Consider the following 22,149-nt stretch of genomic DNA (forward strand, 5'->3'; position numbering starts at 1 on the left):
CTTAAACCTCGATGGGTGCAAATTCCTCCATGATGCGGTAGGCGGCGCGGATGCCGTCGACCGCGGCGGACAGGATGCCGCCCGCATAGCCCGCGCCCTCGCCGCACGGAATCAGCCCGGCGCTCTTAAGGCCGAACAGATCGTCCCCGCGCGTCATGCGCACGGGCGCGGACGTGCGGGTCTCCGGACCGGTCAGCAGCGCGTCGGGCGCGTCAAAGCCGCGTATTTTTCGGCCGAACGCGGGCAGGCTGTCCCGCAGCATGCGCTGCGCGAACGCGGGCAGGCTTTTCGCCGCCTCGCCGTATGCCACGCCGACCGGGTAGGTGGGCTTTACCTCGCCGCAGCATGTACTCGGCCTGTCCGCCAAAAAGTCGCCCACGCGCTGGCACGGCGCGTGGTAAGAGCCCGACTGCGCAAAGGCTGCCCGCTCGATCCCGCGCTGCAGCGCCACGCCGCCAAAGGGCGTGCCGTCGTTAAAATCTGTGGGGTCTACCGAGACCGCGAGCGCCGCATTGGCGTTTTGGCCGTCCCGCGCATGATAACTCATACCGTTTACCACGACCGTACCCTGCTCGCTCTGCGCCGCGACCACCACGCCGCCCGGGCACATGCAGAACGAATAGCACGCCCTGCCGTTTTCTCGGCGAGACAGGTTGTATTCCGCGGGCGGCAGCAGCGGATGTCCGGCGTACTTGCCGTAAAGCGCGCGGTCAAGCGCGCTTTGCAAATGCTCGATTCGCACGCCGACCGAAAACGCTTTCGGCTCCAAGTATACCCCGTTTTGATGCAGGGCAAAAAAGGTGTCCCGCGCCGAATGGCCGACCGCGATAACCGCCCGCTCGCAGGCGATCTCCTGCCCGTCCGCCAAAATGGCGCGCAGCGCGCCGCCCCGCAGCGAAACACCGTCCATCCTGCACCGGAAACGCACCTCGCCGCCCGCCTCGATAAGCGCGCGGCGCATGTCGCGCACCACGTTTTTCAGGATATCCGTCCCCACGTGGGGCTTGGCCTTTTTACAGACATCGGCGGGCGCGCCGTGCCGGCGAAGCGTTTCGAGCACGCTCTCGCACAGCGGGTCGCCAATGCGCGTTGTCAGCTTGCCGTCCGAATAGGCGCCCGCACCGCCCTCGCCAAACTGGATGTTGCATTCCGGGTCGAGCGCGCCGCCTGCCCAAAAGGCCTCCACTGCCTGATCGCGCGCGTCCAGATCGCCGCCGCGCTCCAAAACGATGGGCGCGTAGCCGTTTTGCGCGAGCGTATAAGCCGCGAAAAGCCCGGCCGGCCCCAGCCCGACCACGACCGGCCGGTGTGCAAGCTCCCGGATCCCGCGCGGCGGGACCGGGCGGGTATCCGGCACAAAACGCACGAACGGCATTTGCAGGCGTTCTGCAAATGCCTCTTCGTCCGGCAATCCGTCCACGCGGACCGAATACACGCGGCAGGGCTTGCCCCGCCGCGCGTCGATGCTGACGCGGTGCACGCCTGCCGCGCCGTCTCCCGCGGCAAGCCCGCATTTCCGCAGCGCCTGCTGGATGGCTGCGGCCTCGGGCTCGTCGAACGGCAGACGGATATTTTGAATCAGGATGCTCACGGCGAGATCCCTCCGGCAGGCCGGATGGCCACGACCACCTGCACGTCCTCATCCACCAGCGTCACGCCGACAGGTAGGCTGGTAGCGGCGACCACACCCTTGACTTCGTGGGTGCCCTCGCCGAGCGAGGCCGTGTCGATCGTCAGGCCGATGGAGAATATCTCAGGATCGATTTCCTCAAGCGCCTGCTGCGTGCCGCGCAGCTCGATCTCGACCTTTTCGGTTTCGACCTCGGTGACAAAGGCGTCCTTGTCCTCCGAGGTATCGTTGACGACGAACTTAGTCACCTCGATGGTGCGCGTGTCCACGCCGTCGATCGTGATGGTCACTTCGGCCTCACGCGGCTGCCCCGCCGCCAGCTCGACGCCGTCCGGCAGTTTGATCGGCAGAGAGACCGGCGTGCCGGTCTTGACGCTGCCCAGATCGATCTCGCCCAGGTTGATCTCGGTCATGGAAGCAATGGTGTTTTGGTCACCCGACACTTCTACAGTTTCGGGGTTGATGGTATACCGCGCCTGATCCGCCTTGACCGCCGCGCCGTCCTTAAAGGACACGGTCAGCGGGATCACCTTGTTCTGATAGATTGGGACGGTGACGCGGATGGTGTCGGTCTTGCTCTTGACGTGCGCCGAGGTTATCGGCTCGCCCGCCTCGTTGCACAGGGTCACCGCGCAGTCCTGCTGGACCGTGCTGGTCGCGCCGTCGACGTTAGCCGTAACGAGCGCGTATTTCACCTCGTCCAGATCGGCCGAGGGGCCCTCAATGGTCAGCTTTTCCGTGGTCGCCTTGGCCTTGCCCGCGCGGTAGCCTTCCGCGGGCGTGCCCGTCACATGGACGCGAATCTCCTTGGTCGCCGTGGTCACCTTATCGACGCGCACGTGCACGGTGGCGGGTGTAACGCGGCTGATATCGACGCCATACCGGGGCGACTGCGCCGCGACCGGCAGGTCGTACTCGCCGGGTTCGGCGGGCAGCCCGGATACATCCACCGTTGTGGTGATACGGTCAGCCGACAGCGCGGTGACCTCGCTGCTTTTACCCGTCAGCCGCACCGAGACGGTTTCATTGGACACCTCAATGACCGACAGGCCGGTCTTTTGCAGCAATTCGCTCTTGCCCAGAATATCGACTTGTACGTCATCATAGGAAAAGGGCTTTTCAGGATCGACGACGCTCATGACGATCGCCCATAAAACAACTGCGAGCACCAGCGACAGCAGGCGCAGGAAAATATCGTGCTTTTTCATGAATTGTCTCATTTGTCCTGCCCTCCCTTCCACAGGTTGCGCAGGGCGGCCACCCGGCTCTTATCGACCACAGGATCCTTCAAAAGTTCGGTCTCCAATACCTTTTGCAGCGTTTCCGGCGACAAATGGCGCTTGAGCATGCCGCCAAGCGCGACCGAAATCGCGCCGGTCTCCTCGGAGACGACGACGAGCACGCTGTCCGCCGATTCGCTCATGCCGACCGCGGCGCGGTGCCGTGTGCCGAGATCACGCGAAAGGTTCTGGCTGCCCGAAAGCGGCAGCACACAGCCCGCGGCATACACCCGCCCGTCCCGCACGATCATTGCGCCGTCGTGAAGCGGGCTGTTTTTGAAAAAGATGTTTTTAATCAGCTCGGCTGAAGGCTCGGCGTTGACCATCGTGCCCGTGCTGACGATCTCGCCCAGCTTTTCCGCGCGCTCAAACACGATCAGCGCGCCCGTACGATCCTTGGACATATCAGCGCAGGCTGAAACAGCGGCCTTGATCGAGGCCTCAATGGCGTCCGGATTGCTGACGCCGATCAGCAGCCGGCTGACATTGCCCTTGCCAAGCTGCTCCAGGATGCGGCGAAGCTCGGGCTGGAAGATGACGACCAGCACGATGCCGCCGTAAGTGAACACGAGCTGCAGGATATAGGCGAGCGTCGTCAAGTGCATCGAAGTGGCAAGAAAAACGGCGATTGCAAGCACCAGCACACCCTTGATGACGCGCTCCGCGCCCGTGCCGCGCAACAGTTTGATCACCCGGTATAGGATATAGGCCACAATCAGAATATCGATCACATCGGTCAGCGAAGCCGTGCGCAAATAATCCAGATCGGGGATGAACATTTTCCAGTTGATGCGAAAATCAGGCATGAAGATGTTTTGCAAGTTTTCCATGAATCGACCTGTCCTATCCTAAAAATACAAACGGCGAATCGGGCGGGCACGCGAACGCGCCCACCCAATGTGTACATTTCTAGCATAATAGTACCACAAAACGCCATGTCTGTATAGCGGATTCACAGATTTTTCACAGATTGTTTGAGCGCCATCGCGGCGCGTTCCACCTGCTGCGCGGTCGTATAGAACGAGGCCGAGAACCGGATGGTGCCCGTTTGCTCGGTATCCGCCGTCCGGTGGGCGAGCGGCGCGCAGTGCAGGCCGGCTCGAACAGCGATGTCGTGCGCCGCGAGCGCCTCCGCCAGCGTTTCGCACGAAGCCCCCTCAACCCGCACTGACAGCACGCCCGTTTGATCCCCGCCAGTAAAGCACTCGATGCGCGGCTCGCCCCCCAGAGCACGCGCCATTTCGTGCATCAGCTCGCGCTCGTGTGCGGCAAACTCCGCCGGGCCGACCGCGCGCACAAATGCGAGCCCGGCCGCAAGCCCGGCGATGGCGGGAACATTCGGCGTGCCGCTTTCGAGCGCGTCAGGCAGGAAATCGGGCTGGCGAAGCTCCTCCGACACGCTGCCCGTGCCGCCCGCGAGAAGCGGCTTTTGAGCGATACGGTCGTCCAGCGCGAGCAGGATGCCCGTGCCCTGCGGGCCATATAACGCTTTGTGCCCGGGCATACAAACCGCGGCAAGGCAAGGGTATTTCTTCACATCGATCGGGATGACGCCCGCCGACTGCGATGCGTCCAGTATAAGCGGCACGCCCTTTTGTGTCAAAAGCGCGGCGATCTCGTCCAGCGGCGCGGCAAAGCCGAACACGTTGGACACATGGTTCAGCACCACCAGATCGGCGCCCGTCGCCACCGCGCGCGACAATTCGCGCACCATTTTGCCCCCGTCCCACAGCGGGCTCGCCGCCACGCGCGGCTCGATGCCCCGCAGCGCAAGCGGCCGCATGACGGCATTGTGCTCATATCCGCCGACCACCACGCGGGTATCCTTGTCCGCCAGCGCATGAATGGCGAGGTTGAGCGCATGGGTCGCATTCATCGTAAACACGACCCGCGCAGGATCATCGACCCCGAACAGTGCGGCGGCGGCCTCCCGGCAGGCGTAAACCGTCTCGCCCGCCCGCGCAGCCGCTGCGTGGTTGCCGCGTGCATAGCCCGCCGTGCGGCGCATCGCGCGCAAGACCGCCTCGGTCACCGCGCGCGGCTTATACAGTGTGGTCGCGGCATTATCCAGATAAATCATCCATCCTCCTCCATGACGCGGCAGGGCGAAATGCCGAGCTGGCGCATCCGGTAAAGCGCGTTTTCCGTCTGTCCGGACGCGACGCGCACTGCATAGCCGCACGATTCGGTGCGCGCGTGGCGTGGCGGCCGTGCCACCTCTCCCGGTATGCCCATCTGGGCCAGATGCCGCCGCAGGCCGATCGCTTCCGTCTGGCTGCGGCATATCAAAAGCGTATAGCGCATGTCTGTCTCTCCTTACGTTTGGATCTCTATCCATGCTATGTTGAAAAAGCGTATGAAGTGTGCTATGCTGGCTTTGAAACATAGACAATCCAAGTGAGGAGTGACAGAAAAATGGAGCTTTCCGCTCTCCGCCTGCGTTTGCAGGCGCTCAGCGTGCTGCGCGAGCTTCTTGGCGGCCCGCTGCTGCGTGCCTACAGCGACACGCTCGACGCGCTGCAATCGGACGCGCATACCTTTTCCGCGTGCTATGGCGCGCTGTGCGCGGCGCGGTTCCACGCGCAGGACGTGTATCAGGCAGCGCTTGACGCGGTCCGGTTCGACGCGAATGCGCTGACCGATGCGCTCGCCGACCCCGATCCCGTGCTACTGGACGCGGCGACCCATGATATCGACGTGCTGAACGCACTGCTTGCACTAGACGGCGCGGTACTCAAGGAGGACGCCGCGCGCCGCTTCAACGAGCCCGCGCTGCGTGATCTTCCCGGTTTTCCCCCCTCCGCCCCGCTGCCATTCCGCGATGGCGCGGCGCTCGCAAGCTACTACCGTGCGCAGGGCTACGGATTTTTCGCCCAGTCGTCCGCGTTCGCGGTGCAGGATGACGGCACGTTCACGCCTATCGTACACCCCGATCCCATCCGCCTTTCCGACCTGCCGGGCTACGAACGCCAGAAGCAGCAGATCATTTCGAACACGCTCGCATTCTTAGACGGCCGCGAAGCCAACAACATCCTGCTGTACGGTGACAAGGGCACGGGCAAATCCTCGACCGTCAAGGCCGTGGTCAACGAATATGCGGGCCGCGGGCTTAAAATCATTGAAATGTCGCCGCGGCACATTACGGTGTTCCCGCAGATTTTTGAAGAGACCCTGCGTTCGCCGTTCCGCTTCATCGTATTTCTGGACGACCTTTCCTTTAACCGCGAGGACGACAATTTCGCCGCCCTCAAGGCGTTTATCGAGGGCGGACTTGCGGGCAAGCCGGATAATCTCGTGCTGTACGCGACCTCCAACCGCCGCCACCTGATCCGCGAGAGCTTTGCCGACCGGCAGGGCGACGAGGTCAGCACGCGTGACGCGCTTGAAACGGTCACCTCGTTGTCCGACCGGTTCGGGCTGGAGATCACGTTTTCCGTGCCCGATAAGGACGAATACCTGTTCATCGTCGACCAGCTCGCTGCCGAAAGCGGGCTTGCCCTGCCCGCCGAGCAGCTCCACCTGCTGGCTGAGCGTTTCGCCCTGCGCCGGAACGGCCGTTCCCCGCGCACGGCGCGCCAGTTTATCAGCCACCAGCTCGCAGAACGTTATCATTGACCAAATCATCAAAAAAGGAGGTTCCTTACGGAACCTCCTTTTGCTATTGCAGGATTTTTACCAGTTAAAGAAATAGGAGAACGGGTCGTCGTCATACTGCGAATAGCCGTTGTCGCCCCGGCCGCCCTGCTCAGGCGGCTGCTGTGCCTGCTGTTCGCTCGGGGAATCGCCCGCGAGGTCATGCTCGTCAGTCAGCGTAATGGTCAGGTCGATCAGTTTGCCGGTCGACATGCGGTATACCTGCACCGACAGCTTCTCGCCCGCCTTTTTCTCTTCCTTGACCGCGTTGATCTCGTCCATCGTGGTAATGGTCTTGCCGTTCACCTTGGTGATGATATCGCCCGGCTGCAGGCCCTCGTTATAGGCCGCCGCGCGCTCATCGACCGACTTGACGTAAACGCCCTGCGGGACATTGTTATACTGCGCGGTCTGCTCGGACACGTTATAGCCCGTGATGCCGATGGAGGGACGGCCCGCGATATAGCCGTTCGAGATTAGCTCGTCGACAATCTCCTTGGCCGTGTTCATCGGGATGGCGAAGCCAAGGCCCTCATAGTAGCTGATGCCGAGCTTGGCCGACGTGATGCCGACCACCTGGCCGTATTTGTTGATGAGCGCGCCGCCCGAGTTACCGGGGTTGATGGACGCGTCTGTCTGGATGAGCGTCATCACGCGGTCGTCAATGGTAATATCGCGGTTGATGGCCGAAATACGGCCGCCCGTGATGGTGTTAGCCAACTCCAGCCCGCCGGGCGAGCCGATCGCATACGCATACTCGCCGGGCTGCAACTCATCGGAATTCCCGAACTCGGCGGGCGTCAGTGCGCTTTCCGGTTCGACCTTGAGCACTGCCAGATCGGTCTTTTCGTCCGCGCCGATCACCTTGGCTTCAAGCCGCGTGCCGTCGGACAGCTGGACCGCGACCGCGTCTGCACCCTCGATGACGTGGTTGTTCGTAATGATGTAGCCGTCCTCGGTCATGATGACGCCCGAGCCGGTGCCGCCGCTCTCCAGCGAAGTCGAGATCACGCTGACAATCGACGGGTTGACCTTTTTGTAGATCTCCTCGCCCGCGAGACCGTTGACCACGTCATAGTTATCCGGGTCGAGGTCGGGCGTTTTGGAGATCGAAACAGTCGGCATATTGCTGTTGCCGAACGCCGGCGCAGCGGCGCCGCCGTCACTGCCGCCGCCGGCAAGGCCGCCAATGAGCGCGCCGCCCGCGAACAGCAGGCACGCCGCCGCGACCGAGCACAGCGCAATCACCGGGCCGTTTCCGCGCTTTTTCTTTTTCGGCGGCTGCGGGGGTTCGGGCTGCGCGCCCGCCTGTTGGCTCTGATATGCTTGGTAAGGAGTTTGCTGCTGGTAAGGCGGCTGCTCGCGCACCGGCGTTTGATACGGTGTGCGCGGCGGCTGTTCGTCTACCGGAGGCGCGGTGTTCTGCGGCGCCTGTGCGGGTTCGGCCGCCTGCTGCGGCTCATAGGCCTGCTGCTGATTTGCCCCGGCCTGCGGCGCAGTCTGCTCGGTATGTTCATCGCCGCGGGGTTCGGGCGTGTAACCATTGTTATCAAATTCGTTCATTTTGGATGCCTCCCTTTCGGTTCTGATGCTATTGTACGGTGGCAATGTGGTGTTTTCTTGAAAACAATATGAACTATTTTTGAACATTTGCCAGCGGAAGCGTAAATGCAAACTCGGTCTCGCCGCCGTCCGACCGCACGGAGATCTCGCCGCCGTGCAGGTTGATGATGTTCTTGACGATATAGAGCCCCAGCCCCGCGCCTGTCTTATCGAGCGAGCGGGAACGGTCGGCCTTGTAGAAGCGGTCAAACACATGCGGCAGGTCTTCTTCCGAGATGCCCGCGCCCGTGTTGGTGATAGAAAACGCGCAGTTTGCGCCCTCCGGGGCGGCGCGCAACGTCAGTTTGCCACCCTCCTGCGTGAACTTTACCGCATTGTCCACCAGGTTATAGACCGCGCGGAACACATGGTCGCGGTCACCCATAACGATCAGGCGGTCGGTCAGGTCACAATCGACCTCAATGCGGTGTGACTCGATCTTTTGTTCAAATGATAGGATAATCTGGCTGGTCATTTCAGAAAAATCAAACGGCGCGGGGCTCAAAAGCAGCTCGCCTGACTGGATCTTTGCCGCATCCAGCATCCGGTTTACCATGCGGGACAGGCGGCGCGACTCCTCCGCGATGATGCGCAGGTATTTGTCGTGCTGTTCGGGCGGGATCGTGCCGTCCACCATGCCGTCCACAAAGCCGCCGATGGTCGTCATCGGAGTCTTGAACTCATGGGACACATTTCCGATAAAGCCGCGCGTCAGCTCCTCGAGCTGGTCGAGGTCGCGCGCCATATTGTTGAAAGACACCGCAAGTTCGTCGATCTCCAGGCAGTGGTTGTCCTCAGGCACGCGCACATCAAAATTGCCCGCCGCAAACTGCTTGGCCGCGTCCGCAATCGCTTTGAGCGGCCGGGTCATGCGGCTGGAAATGATAAACGAAATGATGAGCGCGCCCGCCAATGTAACTAAGATGATCAGCAGCAGCGTCTGCGTCGAATGGCGGATCACGCCCGCAACGGCGCGGTCCTGCGTGGACACAAACACCATACCGATGAGACTGCCGTCGTCGTCCATAACGCTCGTTCCGACCGAATAGCTGGACGTTTCCGAAAGGATGCCCACTGAGCCGACCGCCGCATACCCGCCGGTGCGCTGCACCTGCTGCACCGCGCCCGATTCCACGACATAGCGCCGCTCCTCCGAGGGGTTGGTAGCCGTGCCGTCCGGCAGCGCGATCAGGCGCACCAGCCCGTCCTGGTCAGTGATGATGACAATGATCTCGTCCTCCTGCGCGACGCGGGCTACCGAGATGTTGAAAAGCTGCTGGCCAAACTCCGAGTTGTTGTCCACGAGCAGCTTGGTCTGCTCGGCGAGGCTGTCCACCGTCGTGCGGAGCTCGGCCTGCTTGGCGGTCAGCGCGTATTGGCTCATCTGATAATAAAATGTGCCGCCGGCCAGCGAAAACGCCGCGATGATCAAAAGAACATGCGCGACGTAATTCTTAAAGAAAAAGGTATGCCTGCTCATGGCTCACTCCTTGGTTTCGAACTTGTAGCCCACGCCCCAGACCGTTTTGAGCTCCCACTTATCCGAAACGTCCTCCAGTTTTTCGCGCAGGCGCTTGACATGCACGTCGACCGTGCGCGTGTCGCCAAAATAATCAAAGCCCCACACGTCGTCCAGAAGCTGTGCGCGCGTGAACACGCGGTTGGGACTTGAGGCGAGGAAATAAAGCAGTTCGATCTCCTTGGGCGGCGCGTCCACCCGCTTGCCGTCGATAATCAGGTCGTAGGCCTGCTTATCGATGGTGAGCTTATCAAACGAGATCTTTTCCGGCGTTTCATCCGGCGCCATGCGGCGAAACACCGCGCGCACGCGCGCGATGACCTCGCGCATATCGAGGGGCTTTACGATATAATCGTCCGCGCCCATTTCCAGGCCGGACACGCGGTCCATCGTTTCGCCCTTTGCGGTCAGCATGATGATGGGCACGTCGCTGGTTTCGCGGATCTCCTTGCACACCGCCCAGCCGTCCATAACGGGCATCATCACGTCAAGCAGCAACATATCGGGCTTTTCGCTTTTCCAGAGCTTGACGCCCTCTACGCCGTTTTCCGCTTCCAGTATGGTATATCCCTCGCGCTCCAGATAGAGGCGCAGCAGCTCGCGGATATTGGCTTCGTCCTCGACGAGCAGAATCTTTTTGGCCATGGTTTTCCCTGCCTTCCGGTAAGATGTTTTTATTATACCGCTTTTTGAAAAAAATTGCATTAACAAAGTGTAAAACACGAGAAAAGGCCGCCGGGAAGTTTCCCGGCGGCCTTTCGTTTTTCAAAAAACTTACTTCAGGTTAAAGAACGCGTCCTTGCCCAGGTACTGCGCCACGTCGTCCAGCTCTTCCTCAATGCGGAGCAGCTGGTTGTACTTGGCGACACGGTCGGTGCGGCTCGGCGCGCCGGTCTTGATCTGGCCGGCGTTCAGCGCGACCGCGATGTCCGCGATGGTCGCGTCCTCGGTCTCGCCCGAACGGTGCGAAACGACCGCGGTGTAGCCTGCGCGGTTGGCCATCTGGATCGCGTCCAGCGTCTCGGTCAGCGAACCGATCTGGTTGACCTTGATCAGGATGGAGTTGGCAACGCCCATGTCGATGCCCTTGGACAGACGGGTCACATTGGTAACGAACAGGTCGTCGCCGACGAGCTGGATCTTGTCGCCCAGCGCCTTGGTGAGCATCTCCCAGCCTTCCCAGTCCTCTTCGGCCATGCCGTCCTCAAGCGAAATGATCGGGTACTTTTCAGCAAAGCCCTTCCACATCTTGACCAGCTGCTGCTGGGTCATCTTCTTGCCGGACTTGGGCTGGATATAGCACTTCTCTTCGTCGTTCCACCACTCGGAGGAAGCGGCGTCGATCGCGATCATGAAGTCCTCGCCGGGCTTGTAGCCCGCGTCCTCGATGGCCTTGACGATGACCTTAAGCGCGTCCTCATCCTTCTTGAGGTTGGGGGCGTAGCCGCCCTCGTCGCCCACGCCGGCGGCGGGGGTGCCGTTCTCCTTGAGGGTGCCCTTCAGCGTGTGGAACACCTCGGCGCAGCGGCGCAGCGCCTCGCGGAACGACGGCGCGGAAACCGGCATGATCATGAACTCCTGAATCTCAACGTTGTTGGTCGCGTGCGCGCCACCGTTCAGAATGTTCATCATGGGCATGGGCAGCGTCTTGGCGTTGCAGCCGCCGATATACTGGTACAGCGGCATGGAAAGCGCCTCAGCGGCAGCCTTGGCAACCGCCAGCGATACGCCGAGGATGGCGTTTGCGCCGAACTTGGTCTTGTTCGGGGTGCCGTCGGCCTCGATCATGGCCTTGTCGATGGCCTGCTGGTCGAGCGCGTTCATGCCGATAACGGTCTCGGCGATCTCGCCGTTGACCGCGTCGACAGCTTTCAGAACGCCCTTGCCCATATAACGGCTCTTATCGCCGTCACGCAACTCGCAGGCCTCAAAAATACCGGTCGAAGCGCCGGACGGAACCGCCGCGCGGCCCATGTATGCGCCGGTATCGGCCTCCACGTAGACCTCGACCTCTACGGTCGGATTGCCGCGGGAGTCCATGACCTCACGGCCGAGTACATCAACGATTTCAATGTAACCCTTCATAGCTTTCTTCTCCTTTGTATCATAAAAATTTTGGAATGCGCAATGATTACTTGACGAGCAGGCTGTGCCCGGTCATCTCCGTGGGCTTGTCAAGACCCATCATATCGAGCAGCGTCGGCGCAAGGTCGGCGAGCACGCCGCCGTCCGCGAGTCCTCCCGGATGGCCGATCATCACGAGCGGCACGGGATTTGTCGTATGCGCGGTGAACGGCGTTTTGCCGTCCGCGTCGTACATCTGGTCGACGTTACCGTGGTCGGCGGTCAAAAGCGCCTGGCCGCCCATTTCGAGCAGCGACGCGACGACCTTGCCCACGCCGTCGTCCGTCGCCTCGACGGCCTTGACCGCCGCGTCGAACACGCCGGTATGGCCGACCATGTCGCAGTTTGCAAAGTTCAGAACGATCATGTCGTACTTGCCAGACTTGATGCGTTTAACGCACTCCTCAGTCACGGCGGGCTCGCTCATTTCAGGCTGAAGATCGTAGGTCGCGACCTTGGGGCTTGGGATCAGCGCGCGGTCCTCGTTCTTATATTCTTTCTCCACGCCGCCGTTGAAGAAAAATGTGACGTGCGCGTACTTCTCGGTCTCCGCGATGCGAAGCTGGGTCAGCCCGTTTGCGGAAATATATTCGCCGAACGTGTTTTGGAGGCTCTGCGGCTTGAACGCCACATCGACCCCCGGGATGGTCACATCGTACTGCGTCATGCAGGTGTAGTGGATATTATGCTGCTGGCGCTTGAAGCCCTGGAACTCATGGTCGACGAACGCGCGGGTGATCTCGCGCGCACGGTCCGGGCGGAAGTTCGCGAAAATGATCGCGTCGTTGTCCTGCACGGTCGCGCCCTCGGTGATAATGACCGGCTCGACGAACTCGTCGGTCACGCCCGCTTTATAGGAAGCTTCCATCGCGGCATGCGCGCTTTCGGCGCGCTTGCCCTCGCCCTCTGCGATCGCCAGATACGCTTTTTCTACGCGGTCCCAGCGGTTGTCGCGGTCCATCGCGTAGTAGCGTCCCTCGATCGTCGCGATGCAGCCCACGCCCATCAGGTCGATCTTATTCTGCAGCCGGTCGATATAGCCGATGCCCGACTCCGGAGGCGTATCGCGGCCGTCCATGAAGCAGTGGAAGCAAACCTTCCGCAGCCCCTTGCGCTTAGCAAGTTCCAGAAGCGCGATCATATGGTCGATATGGCTGTGCACGCCGCCGTCCGACAGCAGGCCGAAAATATGCAGTGTCGAGCCGAACCACAGGCACTGGTCGACCGCCTTGACAAGCGCCGGGTTTTCAAAGAAATCCCCGTCCTGGATGGACTTGGTGATGCGGGTCAGCTCCTGGTAGACGATCCGCCCCGCGCCGATGTTGGTGTGGCCGACCTCGGAGTTGCCCATTTGTCCGTCCGGCAGGCCGACGTCCAAGCCGGACGCGCCAATATACGTGAGCGGATTTTCCTTGAAAATTTTATCAAGGTTCGGGGTCTTGGCCGCTTCAATCGCATTGCCGTCCTTGGAAGCGCGGTGGCCGAAGCCGTCCATGATGATAAGCGCGGTCGGCTTCTTGGGGCCGGACGCTTTTTTCACGGCAGGCTTCTTGGCGGCAGCCGGCTTTTTCGCCGCAGGCTTGGCCGCAGCTTTCTTCACCGCCGGTTTTTTCACCGTTTCCGTTTTGACCGCAGCGGATTTTGCAGCCGCTTCGGTTTTCGGAGCAGCCTTTTTCGCCGCGGGCTTTGCAGCCGGCTTTTTGGCAGCGGTTTTGGGCGCGGCCTTGACCGTCTCCGCCTTGGGGGCCGCTTCGGCCGTACTACCGGCCTTTTCGGCCTTGTTCGGTACTATTTCAACTTTCATTCACTCAATACTCCTTTGCAGAGCGGGCGAAAGGGGACAACGCGTTTCCCCGATGTCCCCTCCCGCAGCACGTCGCGGGAAAAACCCGTTCCGTTTTTATCTTACTTATCCTGGTTCGCAGCTTCAACAATCTTGGAGAAATCCTCGCTCTTGAGCGAAGCGCCGCCGATCAGGCCGCCGTCCACGTCGGGCTGGGAAAGCAGCTCGGCCGCGTTCTTGGCGTTCATCGAGCCGCCGTACTGCACCGTGATGCCGCGGGCCGCGCGCGCGCCGTATTTCTCGCGCAGGCAGTCGCGGATGGCGCCGCAGACCTCGCCCGCCTGCTCGGCGGTAGCGGTCTTGCCCGTGCCGATCGCCCAGATGGGCTCGTATGCGATGACAACCTTCTTGATATCCTCAATGGCAACGCCCTGCAGGGCCACTTTCAGCTGCTTGCGGATGACCTCCATGGTCACGTCCTGCTCGCGCTCCTCGAGCGACTCGCCGACGCACAGGATCGGACGCAGGCCGTTTTCCAGCGCGACGAGCACCTTTTTGTTGCAGGTCTCGTCGGTTTCAGCAAAATACTGGCGGCGCTCGGAGTGGCCGATGATGACATACTTGACGCCGAGCTCCTTGAGCATATCGGCAGAGATCTCGCCGGTGAACGCGCCGGATTTCTCAAAGTGCATGTTCTGCGCACCGATGGCGATCTTGGAGCCCTTGGCGGCCTTGACGGCGACCTGGATATCGGTGAACGGAACGCAAAGCACCATCTCGCACCACTTGGTCTTGGAAAGCAGTGGCTTCATCTCCTCGATGAGCGACTTGGCCTCGGCAGGAGTCTTATTCATTTTCCAGTTGCCTGCGATGATGGTCTTACGGTATCTGCGATTCATTTGGTTTTACCCCTTTCAATGCTTCCGGGCGGCACTTCCGCCCTATATGTATTATACGGGGCAAAATTTCCGCCCCGGTATAAGGCTTTCTTATTTATCCTGCAGGCAGGCGATGCCGGGCAGCTCCAAGCCCTCGAGGAACTCGAGCGAAGCGCCGCCGCCGGTCGAGATGTGCGTCATCTTATCCGCGAAGCCGAGTTTTTCAACAGCCGCCGCCGAGTCGCCGCCGCCAATGATGGAAACCGCCTTCGATCCCGCGATCGCCTTGGCGACCGCCTTGGTGCCAACCGCGAACTTATCAAATTCAAACACGCCCATCGGGCCGTTCCAAACGACCGTTCCCGCATCCGCTACCGCGTTCGAGAACAATTCGACCGTCTTGGGGCCGATATCGAGACCCATCATGTCTTCGGGCAGCTTACCAGCGTCAAATACGACGGGCTCCGCATCCGCGCCGAAGTGGTCGCCGCAGACCGTATCAAGCGGCAGCAGGAGCTTGACGCCCTTTTCTTCCGCTTTCTTAATCAGCCCCAGCGCGAGCTCCAGCTTATCCTCCTCGCACAGCGACGTGCCGATCGAGCCGCCCTGCGCCTTGGAGAACGTGTAAGCCATGCCGCCGCCGATGATGACGGTGTCGCACTTGTCGATCAGGTTGTTGATGACGTTAATCTTGTCAGAAACCTTCGCGCCGCCCAGAATGGCGACGAACGGGCGCGCCGGGTCGGAAAGCGCCTTGCCCATGATCGAGATTTCCTTGTTGATGAGGAAGCCGCATACGGCCGGGAGGTAATCCGCGATGCCGGCGGTCGAGGCGTGCGCGCGGTGCGCGGTGCCGAACGCGTCGTTGACATAGATTTCGGCCATGGACGCCATTTCCTTGGCGAGCGCGGCGTCGTTCTTCTCCTCACCCTTTTCAAAGCGGACGTTTTCGAGCAGGATGGCTTCTCCGGGCTTTACCGCGGCCGCAAGGGCCTTGGCGTCCGGGCCGACCACGTCCTTCGCGAGCTTGACATCGGTCTTCAGCAGTTCCGACAGGCGCTCCGCAACAGGCGCGAGCGAATACTTCATGTTAAACTCGCCCTTCGGACGGCCGAGGTGCGAGCAGAGGATGACCGCGGCGTTGTGGGAGAGCAGGTACTTGATGGTCTCGAGCGAAGCGACGATGCGCTTGTCATCGGTGATGCGGCCATTTTCGTCCTGGGGGACGTTGAAATCGCAGCGAACAATGACTTTTTTGCCATTTACGTCGATGTCCTCGACGCTCTTCTTGTTATACTGCATAAATACATCTCCTTCAAGATATAAAAGATAACCTAAGGGATTCAAAACGCGGTCTCCTATCCAAAGAATTCCGCTTCCAAGACAAAATTATACTCGTTTTTCCCATGCTCCGCAAGCAAATTCGCAAAAAACCTCGTCAAAAAGTCTTCTTTTAGAGGATTTTTGCGTTTTCACCTCAGATTATGTGAAATATTAAACAATATGCCCAATCACGTTTCCGCGCGTCCCGGGCCGTAAAACGCGACGGCCAAGGCTTGCGGCCCGGTGTTGGTAATGACCGAAACGCCGATCGGGCTGCGCCGTACACCCATAAAGCCAAGCTCGGTAAACAGGCGTTTTTCCAATTCGTCGATCCGCTCGGCGGGAACGTCGCCATAGAGCAGGATGGCGGTCTGCTTTTCGGGCTGGATGACGCGCGCGGACACTTTTTTGATCAGCCCGGAAACCAGAGCCTTTTCGCCGCGCACCTTGTCGCACACATTAACCGCGCCCGCGTACACATGGCTGATGGGCTTGAGCCCTAGCGCCTCGCCGACAAACGCCGCGCCGCCCGAAATGCGGCCGGATTTTTTCAGGTGCTTTAAGCTGTACACCCCGAGGAACGCCTCGACACGGCTCAGCCTGCTTTTGACCACGCCCAAAATCGCGTCGAAGCTGTCGCCTGCGTCGCGCAGCTCTGAGGCCAGCACGACGATGTGCCCGTAAATATACGTATACGTTTCGGAATCGAGCAGCTCGATGCGCATTTTTTCGCCGTATTCCTCAAAAAACAGGTCGCGCGCCATCCGTGCGGACTGGTAGGTACCCGAACCGTTGCCGTTGATGAGCACACCCAGCACATGGGTGCAGCCGCGCTCAAACGCACGGCGGTAGGTATCGAGGAACTGCGAGGGCGTCACCTGCGCGGTTGTGGGAATTTCACGGCTTGTTTCGAGCAGCTTCCAATATTCCTCTGGCGTGATGTCATAGTATTCGCGAAATGTGCGCCCCTCATGCGTGACCGTGATCGGCAGGATCTCAATCCCGTGCGCTTCGACCTGTGCTTCCGGGATATCGGCGGCCGAATCGGTGAAAATATGGATCTTTTCCATTTGCTCTCCTTATTCCTGCGCCGCGGGGAACGGCCCCGCGAGCTTCAAGTTTTCAAAACCGGTCTGCCGCAGCGCCTCGTAAACTACGACGGCAGCCGAATTGGACAGATTGAGGCTTCTCGCGCCTTCGCGCATCGGGATGCGCACGCACCGCTCAGGATGTTCAATGAGCAGGCTTTCGGGCAGGCCCTTGGTTTCCTTGCCGAACAGCAAGAAATCACCGTCTCGGTACTGCACCTCGTGATATGCGTGCGGGGCTTTGGTGGTCGCGTAAAAATAGCGGCCGGACGGGTTCTCGCGGAAAAAATCCGCAAGGTTTTTATGGATGCGCACGTCGAGCAGATGCCAATAGTCCAGCCCGGCGCGCTTCATTTTTTTGTCATCGAGCTTGAAGCCGAGCGGTTCGACCAGGTGCAGCACGCACCCCGTGGCCGCGCAGGTGCGCGCAATGTTGCCGGTGTTCTGCGGGATCTCGGGCTCGACCAATACGATATGCAGCATATGTTTATCCTCGTTTCAAAACTACGCTTCTTATTCTATGGGATTTGCACCGTTTTTTCAAGCTTTTTGCATGTTTTTCCGCAAAAAGAATCCCCCGATCCGAAAGGATCGGGGGAAGAGCCCGTTATGCAAGTTCCGCGTAAACGCCGTAAAGATAACCCTGCGTTTCCGCCTGTTCGTCGGTCAGCACCTCGCCGGTCAGCTGGGGGCCGCTCACGTCGTCAATGTACTCGCAAGCCAGCTTGCCGGTCTTGAGATCCATCGTGCGGGTCTGGGTCGCGCCGTCGGTAAAGGTAACCGTTACCGACAGTTTCGCGCCGTCAAACGTGTCGATGCGGTTGTGCCACGCCTGCTGTAAATCTTCCTCACCGGCGATTTCCGACTCGGTCGGCGCCCAGAAGCCATAGCTCGCGTCCGGGTCGTAGTCCTCGGTAAAGCCGTTTTCCAGCTTCCAGCACAGGTCGGCGTACCAATGGTCGATCTCCTCGTCGCCTATACCGTAAACCATGACCTGCGACGCGCCGTCGATCCGCGGGTCGGTCCGCATATGCATGCCCTGCACGTCGTCCTTGCCGATCTCGATCGTCTTGGCGCGGTATAGGCTGCCCTTGTCGATGGACGCGGACACGGTTTTGATGTTTTCGCCCGTCACGCGGAACAGGCAGCCCGAGAAAAAGCCGTTTTCCAGATCGTCCGCGCCCGAACCGCTGTCGAATACGATCTTTGAATCCTTGGGCTCCATAACCTCACGGGAATCGGCCGCATAGGCCACTAGGCCAAACGTGTTCGCTACCGCGTTTGCCACCGCGTCGCCCGCAGGCTCTCCGGTGCCGCGCGTTTTCCAAATGGCCGTGCCGCCGACGATCACGCCGAATGCGCAGGCCGCCGCCAGGATACGTTTTGCCATGCCGAAGCGGCGGCGCGGCGCGGCGGCAAGGTGCTGCGGCTGATCCGCCTGCTCGCTGCGGCGCATTTCACGCGCGGCGGACAGGGTCTTGGCTTTGAGCTCGTCCGGCGTTTTAATGTCCTGCAACTTCTGCAAATCGTTCATATTCATCGTCAGTTCCCTCCAAATCGAGTTTCAGTTGCTTGCGCGCCCGGTGCAGCCGGGTGCGGACAGTGGCCGGCCGGCAGCCGACCATATCGGCGATCTCCTCGGTCGAATAGCCTTCGACGTAGTGCAGATGGATGGGGATGCGCAGGTCGTAAGGCAGCTGCGCGACCGCGTTCCATAAATCCGCGTGTTCGTCCGGCACGGGTGCCGCGGTTTCGGGCAGCTCGTCGATCGGGGCGGTGCGCTTGAACCACGCGCTGCGCCGAAGATCATTGCAGCGGCTGAGCGTCACCCGCAGCAGCCAGGCTTTTAGATGTTCGCCGTCCTGAAAATCCGTCGTGTCGCGGATGAGCCGAAGAAACACCTCTTGGTACACGTCCTCCGCGTCCGCACGCGAGCGCAGGCGGCACAGCGCGAGGCGGTAGACCGCGTCGCCACAGCTTTCCATCGCCGCGCACAGGAACGCGTCCGAACGCAATGTACTTTGCATGGTGATCTCCTCCTTTCACAAGCAACACGTTTGGGGGATGCAAATTGTTCTCTCATGATAACATAAAAAACGGCTGAACAAAAGTTCAGCCGTTTTACGCCTCAAAAAATTCTCTTGTCTGCCGGACGTTTTCCGCGATCGCCGCCTTAAGTGCCTCGACCGAGGCAAACTGCCGCTCGGGCCGCAAAAATTTGTGCAGCTCGACGTGGATCATTTTCCCGTATAGGTCGCCTGAAAAGTCGAGCAGATGCGGCTCGATGGTCGGCGCGCCGCCGTCCACGAACGTCGGCTTCACCCCGATGTTGGTCGCCGCAAGATAGCTCTCCCCGTCCACCAGTACGCGTGCGGCGTACACGCCGTAAGGCGGCAGCGCCATTTCGGACGGCAGGCGCAGGTTGACCGTCGGCACTTTCAAAACGCTCGTGCCCACCTTGCGCCCGTGCTCGACCACGCCCGTCACCGTATAGGGATGGCCGAGAAAACGCGCCGCGCCCTCCATGTCACCCTGCGAAATAAGCTGACGGATATAGGTCGAGGAAACGACCACGCCGTCCACTTTCACGTCGTCGATGCAGTCGTAACCGATGCCGGCCTTGCGGCATTCCTCAGCCATGCCCTCGGCAGTGCCCTGCCCTTTGTGTCCAAAGCGGTTATTGCGACCGGACACGATCCAGCCCGCGTGGAACTCGCCAATGAGAAGCTTATGGATGAAACCCCGCCAGTCCATCTGCTGCATGCGCGCGTCGAAATGCAGAAAAATCACCTCGTCCACACCGCCAAGCTTCTTGATCTCCTCGCGGCGGTAGGCGTTTGCGGTGATGAGCGGCACCTGCCGCCCCAAAACTACCGAATCCGGATGCACGTCAAACGTGCACACCGCGCTCGTGCCGCCGATCTCGCGGGCTCGCTGCACCGCGCGATCCATTAGCGCCCGGTGGCCGAGATGCACGCCGTCGAAATAGCCGAGCGCGATCGCGCGCGGCGTTTGTCGTTCTTGCATGTGGCTCAAATCCTTTAAAACCTCTTATACACGAACAGGCCAAGCCCGCCCATATCCAGTGTCCGTACCTGCCCGAGCATCAGGAACCGCCCGCTGTGGTACACGCGACAAAGTGCGTTTTCCGTTTCGGGCATCCCCGCCGCCATGCGCGGGAAAACGACCGCCCCGCGGGACGCGCGCTGCGCTCCCTCGTCCGTCAGCTCGGTTACGGGATACGACTCAAACAGCCGGTCTGTCGGCAATAGCAGCCCCGCCACTGCGTTTTCCGCCGCCGCCCGCTCGACCGCCGCAAAATCCACACAGCTTTCGATGGGAAACGTTCCCGAACGGGTGCGCCTGAGGCTATGCATACACGCAAACGTACCGAGCGAAACGCCAAAATCATGGATCAGCGTGCGGACGTACGTCCCCTTGCTGACCACACAGCGAAGCGTGCCCGTCTGACCGTCTTCGTCGAACGAAAGCAGTTCGAGTTCATGTACCGTGACCGGGCGCGCCGGCCGTTCGACCTCGCGGCCCTTGCGGGCGAGGTCGTACAGCTTCTGCCCGTTCACCTTGACCGCCGAATACATCGGCGGCACCTGCTCCTGCTCGCCCAAAAAGCGGGCAAGCGCGGCTTCGGCCTCGCCGTGCCGGACACGCAGAGCGCTTTGTTCGGTTGTTTGCCCGGTCGTGTCCTGCGTGTCGGTTGCAAAGCCGAGCGTGAAGCCCGCAATATATTCCTTGTCCTGCGCGGCGGCAAAATCGGCGGCCTTGGTCGCTCCGCCGATAAAAACAGGCAGAACGCCGGTCGCCAGCGGGTCGAGCGTGCCGCCATGCCCGATCCTGCGCATGCGCAAAATGCCGCGCAGCTTAGCGACCACGTCGTGCGAGGTGAAGCCCTGCGGCTTATCCATCAGCAGGATGCCGGAAAACTCACTGTTTGGCATGATACTGCTCCCGCGCCGCCGCGAGCAGCCGCTCGCGAGCTTCGTCCATACCGCAGTCGAAGCTCGCGCCCGCCGCACGGATATGCCCGCCGCCGCCGACCTTTTTGCAGATCGCGGAGGCATCCATCTCCTTGGTTGTGCGCACCGAAGCCTTGACCGTGCCGTCGGCGTTTTCGGTCAGCGTCAGGCCGATTTGAACGCCCTCGACCTGCCGCGTCAGCGACGCGATCGAATCCAGATCGTCCATATCCGCGCCCGTATTGTCGATATCGCGCCGCCACAGCATGGCGAGTGCGATCGCGCCGTCTTCCGTGAATTCCATCGTATCAAACACGATGCGTTCCATATCAAAGCGCGGGCGCGATTTGGTCTCGAACAGCGCGCGGTTGATCTCGCCGCCGTCGATGCCCGCCGACAGGCAGGCCGCCGCGACCGCGTGCGTGTGCGCAGTCGTATTGGAAAACTTGAAGCACCCGGTGTCGGTCGAAACGCCGATATATAGGCACTCCGCGATGTCGCCCGTCAGGCGCACGCCGAGCGCCATGAGCAGGTCGTAGATCACCTCGGCACAGCCGCCCGCGTCCGTGCGCACCAGATTTTTCACGCCGAACAGCGGGTTGGAACGGTGGTGGTCGATCACCAGGTCGATCTTGCCCTCATACTGCTTTGCATTGTCCGAAAACAGCTTATACTCCGCGATGTCGGTCGTCACAATATACTGCGGGACGAAATCAGCAGGAGGATAACATGGTGTAATCATCGGCGCATAACGCTTGGTAATTTCGGGATTTTCCAGCACGTAGGCGGTCTTGCCGAGCTGGCGCAAGCCGCGGCACAGCGCGCCTGCGCAGCCGGTCGTATCGCCGTCCGGACGGCGGTGGGTCAGGATGAGGAAGTTATTCGCGGCGGCGAGCGCCGCCGCCGCTCCGGCTACGTCTACCGTCATTCCTCATGCCCTCCCAGCTTGCCCTCGCGGTCAAGCTCGTGCAGCACCTCGGAGATGTGCGCGCCATGCACGATCGAGGTGTCCAGCGTGAACACCAGTTCGGGCGCATAGCGAAGCTGCACCTTATGCCCGACCTCGCGGCGCAGGAAACCGGAGGCGGACTTGAGGCCCTTCATGACCTCTTTAGCCTGTTCCTCCGAGCCCAGCACCGAAATAAAGACCTTGGCGTAGCGCAGGTCGTTCGTCACCTCGCAATGCGTGACCGACACCAGCCCATTCTGCACGCGCGGGTCCTTGACCGAGCGGATGGATTCGGCGAGGGCTTTGAGCACCTCCTCCGAGATCCGGTCGATTCGATTGGATGCCATAAGCGGATTCCCTCCTTTT

Annotated in this window: 21 protein-coding genes; 1 reads left to right on the plus strand and 20 read right to left on the minus strand. The window is 60.9% G+C overall.

The genetic code is table 11. The features are described 5' to 3' along the window. Position 1: 1 nt before the first annotated feature. The 5 genes from SO058_RS03815 to SO058_RS03835 all read right to left on the minus strand — a co-directional run bounded on the left by SO058_RS03815 (position 2) and on the right by SO058_RS03835 (position 5,214). Positions 2–1,591, minus strand: a complete 1,590-nt coding sequence (locus tag SO058_RS03815) for an NAD(P)/FAD-dependent oxidoreductase (RefSeq protein ID WP_320841675.1) — start codon at positions 1,589–1,591, stop codon at positions 2–4. After that, the gene (locus tag SO058_RS03820) at positions 1,588–2,850 is read right to left on the minus strand and encodes a CdaR family protein (protein WP_320841676.1); all 1,263 of its coding nucleotides are present in this window, start codon (positions 2,848–2,850) and stop codon (positions 1,588–1,590) included. The genes SO058_RS03815 and SO058_RS03820 overlap by 4 nt, the downstream gene beginning before the upstream one ends. Further along, the gene (cdaA, locus tag SO058_RS03825) at positions 2,847–3,740 is read right to left on the minus strand and encodes a diadenylate cyclase CdaA (RefSeq protein ID WP_320841677.1); all 894 of its coding nucleotides are present in this window, start codon (positions 3,738–3,740) and stop codon (positions 2,847–2,849) included. Before cdaA ends, SO058_RS03820 begins: the two co-directional genes overlap by 4 nt. Before the next feature lie 122 nt (positions 3,741–3,862). Then, positions 3,863–4,990 carry an aminotransferase class V-fold PLP-dependent enzyme gene (locus SO058_RS03830; RefSeq protein WP_320841678.1) on the minus strand — a complete coding sequence of 376 codons (1,128 nt, stop codon included), beginning with the start codon at positions 4,988–4,990 and terminating at the stop codon, positions 3,863–3,865. Further along, positions 4,987–5,214: a DUF3343 domain-containing protein gene (locus tag SO058_RS03835; RefSeq protein ID WP_320841679.1), complete on the minus strand. Its 228-nt coding sequence runs from the start codon at positions 5,212–5,214 to the stop codon at positions 4,987–4,989. The genes SO058_RS03830 and SO058_RS03835 overlap by 4 nt, the downstream gene beginning before the upstream one ends. 111 nt (positions 5,215–5,325) lie before the next feature. Between SO058_RS03835 and SO058_RS03840 the strand changes: the two genes are divergently transcribed. Continuing rightward, a complete protein-coding gene (locus SO058_RS03840) occupies positions 5,326–6,525 on the plus strand; it encodes an ATP-binding protein (protein ID WP_320841680.1) in 1,200 nt (399 codons plus the stop codon). 57 nt (positions 6,526–6,582) lie between these two features. Here SO058_RS03840 and SO058_RS03845 read toward each other — a convergent pair whose 3' ends face one another. The 15 genes from SO058_RS03845 to rbfA form a co-directional block, all read right to left on the minus strand. Continuing rightward, complete coding sequence (locus SO058_RS03845; RefSeq protein WP_320841681.1) at positions 6,583–8,106, minus strand: S1C family serine protease; 1,524 nt, start codon at positions 8,104–8,106, stop codon at positions 6,583–6,585. A 73-nt stretch (positions 8,107–8,179) separates the two neighbouring features. Next, positions 8,180–9,625 carry a sensor histidine kinase gene (locus SO058_RS03850; protein WP_320841682.1) on the minus strand — a complete coding sequence of 482 codons (1,446 nt, stop codon included), beginning with the start codon at positions 9,623–9,625 and terminating at the stop codon, positions 8,180–8,182. 3 nt (positions 9,626–9,628) lie between these two features. Next, on the minus strand, positions 9,629–10,309 hold the full coding sequence (locus SO058_RS03855; RefSeq protein WP_320841683.1) for a response regulator transcription factor: 681 nt from the start codon (positions 10,307–10,309) through the stop codon (positions 9,629–9,631). A gap of 129 nt (positions 10,310–10,438) precedes the next feature. Next, entirely contained in the window at positions 10,439–11,749 is a 1,311-nt protein-coding gene (gene eno, locus SO058_RS03860) for a phosphopyruvate hydratase (RefSeq protein ID WP_320841684.1), read from the minus strand. A gap of 46 nt (positions 11,750–11,795) precedes the next feature. Continuing rightward, the gene (gene gpmI, locus SO058_RS03865) at positions 11,796–13,592 is read right to left on the minus strand and encodes a 2,3-bisphosphoglycerate-independent phosphoglycerate mutase (protein ID WP_320841685.1); all 1,797 of its coding nucleotides are present in this window, start codon (positions 13,590–13,592) and stop codon (positions 11,796–11,798) included. A 101-nt stretch (positions 13,593–13,693) separates the two neighbouring features. Beyond that, positions 13,694–14,470: a triose-phosphate isomerase gene (tpiA, locus tag SO058_RS03870; RefSeq protein WP_320841686.1), complete on the minus strand. Its 777-nt coding sequence runs from the start codon at positions 14,468–14,470 to the stop codon at positions 13,694–13,696. A 90-nt stretch (positions 14,471–14,560) separates the two neighbouring features. Continuing rightward, a complete protein-coding gene (locus SO058_RS03875) occupies positions 14,561–15,751 on the minus strand; it encodes a phosphoglycerate kinase (RefSeq protein ID WP_320841687.1) in 1,191 nt (396 codons plus the stop codon). A 209-nt stretch (positions 15,752–15,960) separates the two neighbouring features. Further along, a complete protein-coding gene (locus tag SO058_RS03880; RefSeq protein ID WP_320841688.1) occupies positions 15,961–16,842 on the minus strand; it encodes a DegV family protein in 882 nt (293 codons plus the stop codon). A gap of 9 nt (positions 16,843–16,851) precedes the next feature. Next, positions 16,852–17,343: a tRNA (uridine(34)/cytosine(34)/5-carboxymethylaminomethyluridine(34)-2'-O)-methyltransferase TrmL gene (trmL, locus tag SO058_RS03885; protein ID WP_320841689.1), complete on the minus strand. Its 492-nt coding sequence runs from the start codon at positions 17,341–17,343 to the stop codon at positions 16,852–16,854. Positions 17,344–17,467: 124 nt separating this feature from the next. Next, positions 17,468–18,400: a hypothetical protein gene (locus SO058_RS03890; RefSeq protein WP_320841690.1), complete on the minus strand. Its 933-nt coding sequence runs from the start codon at positions 18,398–18,400 to the stop codon at positions 17,468–17,470. After that, a complete protein-coding gene (locus SO058_RS03895) occupies positions 18,363–18,887 on the minus strand; it encodes an RNA polymerase sigma factor (protein ID WP_320841691.1) in 525 nt (174 codons plus the stop codon). The genes SO058_RS03890 and SO058_RS03895 overlap by 38 nt, the downstream gene beginning before the upstream one ends. A 94-nt stretch (positions 18,888–18,981) precedes the next feature. Next, on the minus strand, positions 18,982–19,887 hold the full coding sequence (gene ribF / locus SO058_RS03900) for a riboflavin biosynthesis protein RibF (RefSeq protein ID WP_320841692.1): 906 nt from the start codon (positions 19,885–19,887) through the stop codon (positions 18,982–18,984). 14 nt (positions 19,888–19,901) lie between these two features. Beyond that, the gene (gene truB / locus SO058_RS03905) at positions 19,902–20,816 is read right to left on the minus strand and encodes a tRNA pseudouridine(55) synthase TruB (RefSeq protein WP_320841693.1); all 915 of its coding nucleotides are present in this window, start codon (positions 20,814–20,816) and stop codon (positions 19,902–19,904) included. After that, positions 20,803–21,762, minus strand: coding sequence for a DHH family phosphoesterase (locus SO058_RS03910; protein ID WP_320841694.1), 960 nt, complete (start codon positions 21,760–21,762; stop codon positions 20,803–20,805). Before SO058_RS03910 ends, truB begins: the two co-directional genes overlap by 14 nt. Continuing rightward, positions 21,759–22,130 (minus strand): 30S ribosome-binding factor RbfA, encoded by a 372-nt coding sequence (gene rbfA, locus SO058_RS03915; protein ID WP_320841695.1) that lies wholly within the window; start codon positions 22,128–22,130, stop codon positions 21,759–21,761. Before rbfA ends, SO058_RS03910 begins: the two co-directional genes overlap by 4 nt. Between the last annotated feature and the right edge of the window lie 19 nt (positions 22,131–22,149).

The organism is Agathobaculum sp. (assembly GCF_034098985.1).
GTDB lineage: Bacteria > Bacillota > Clostridia > Oscillospirales > Butyricicoccaceae > Agathobaculum.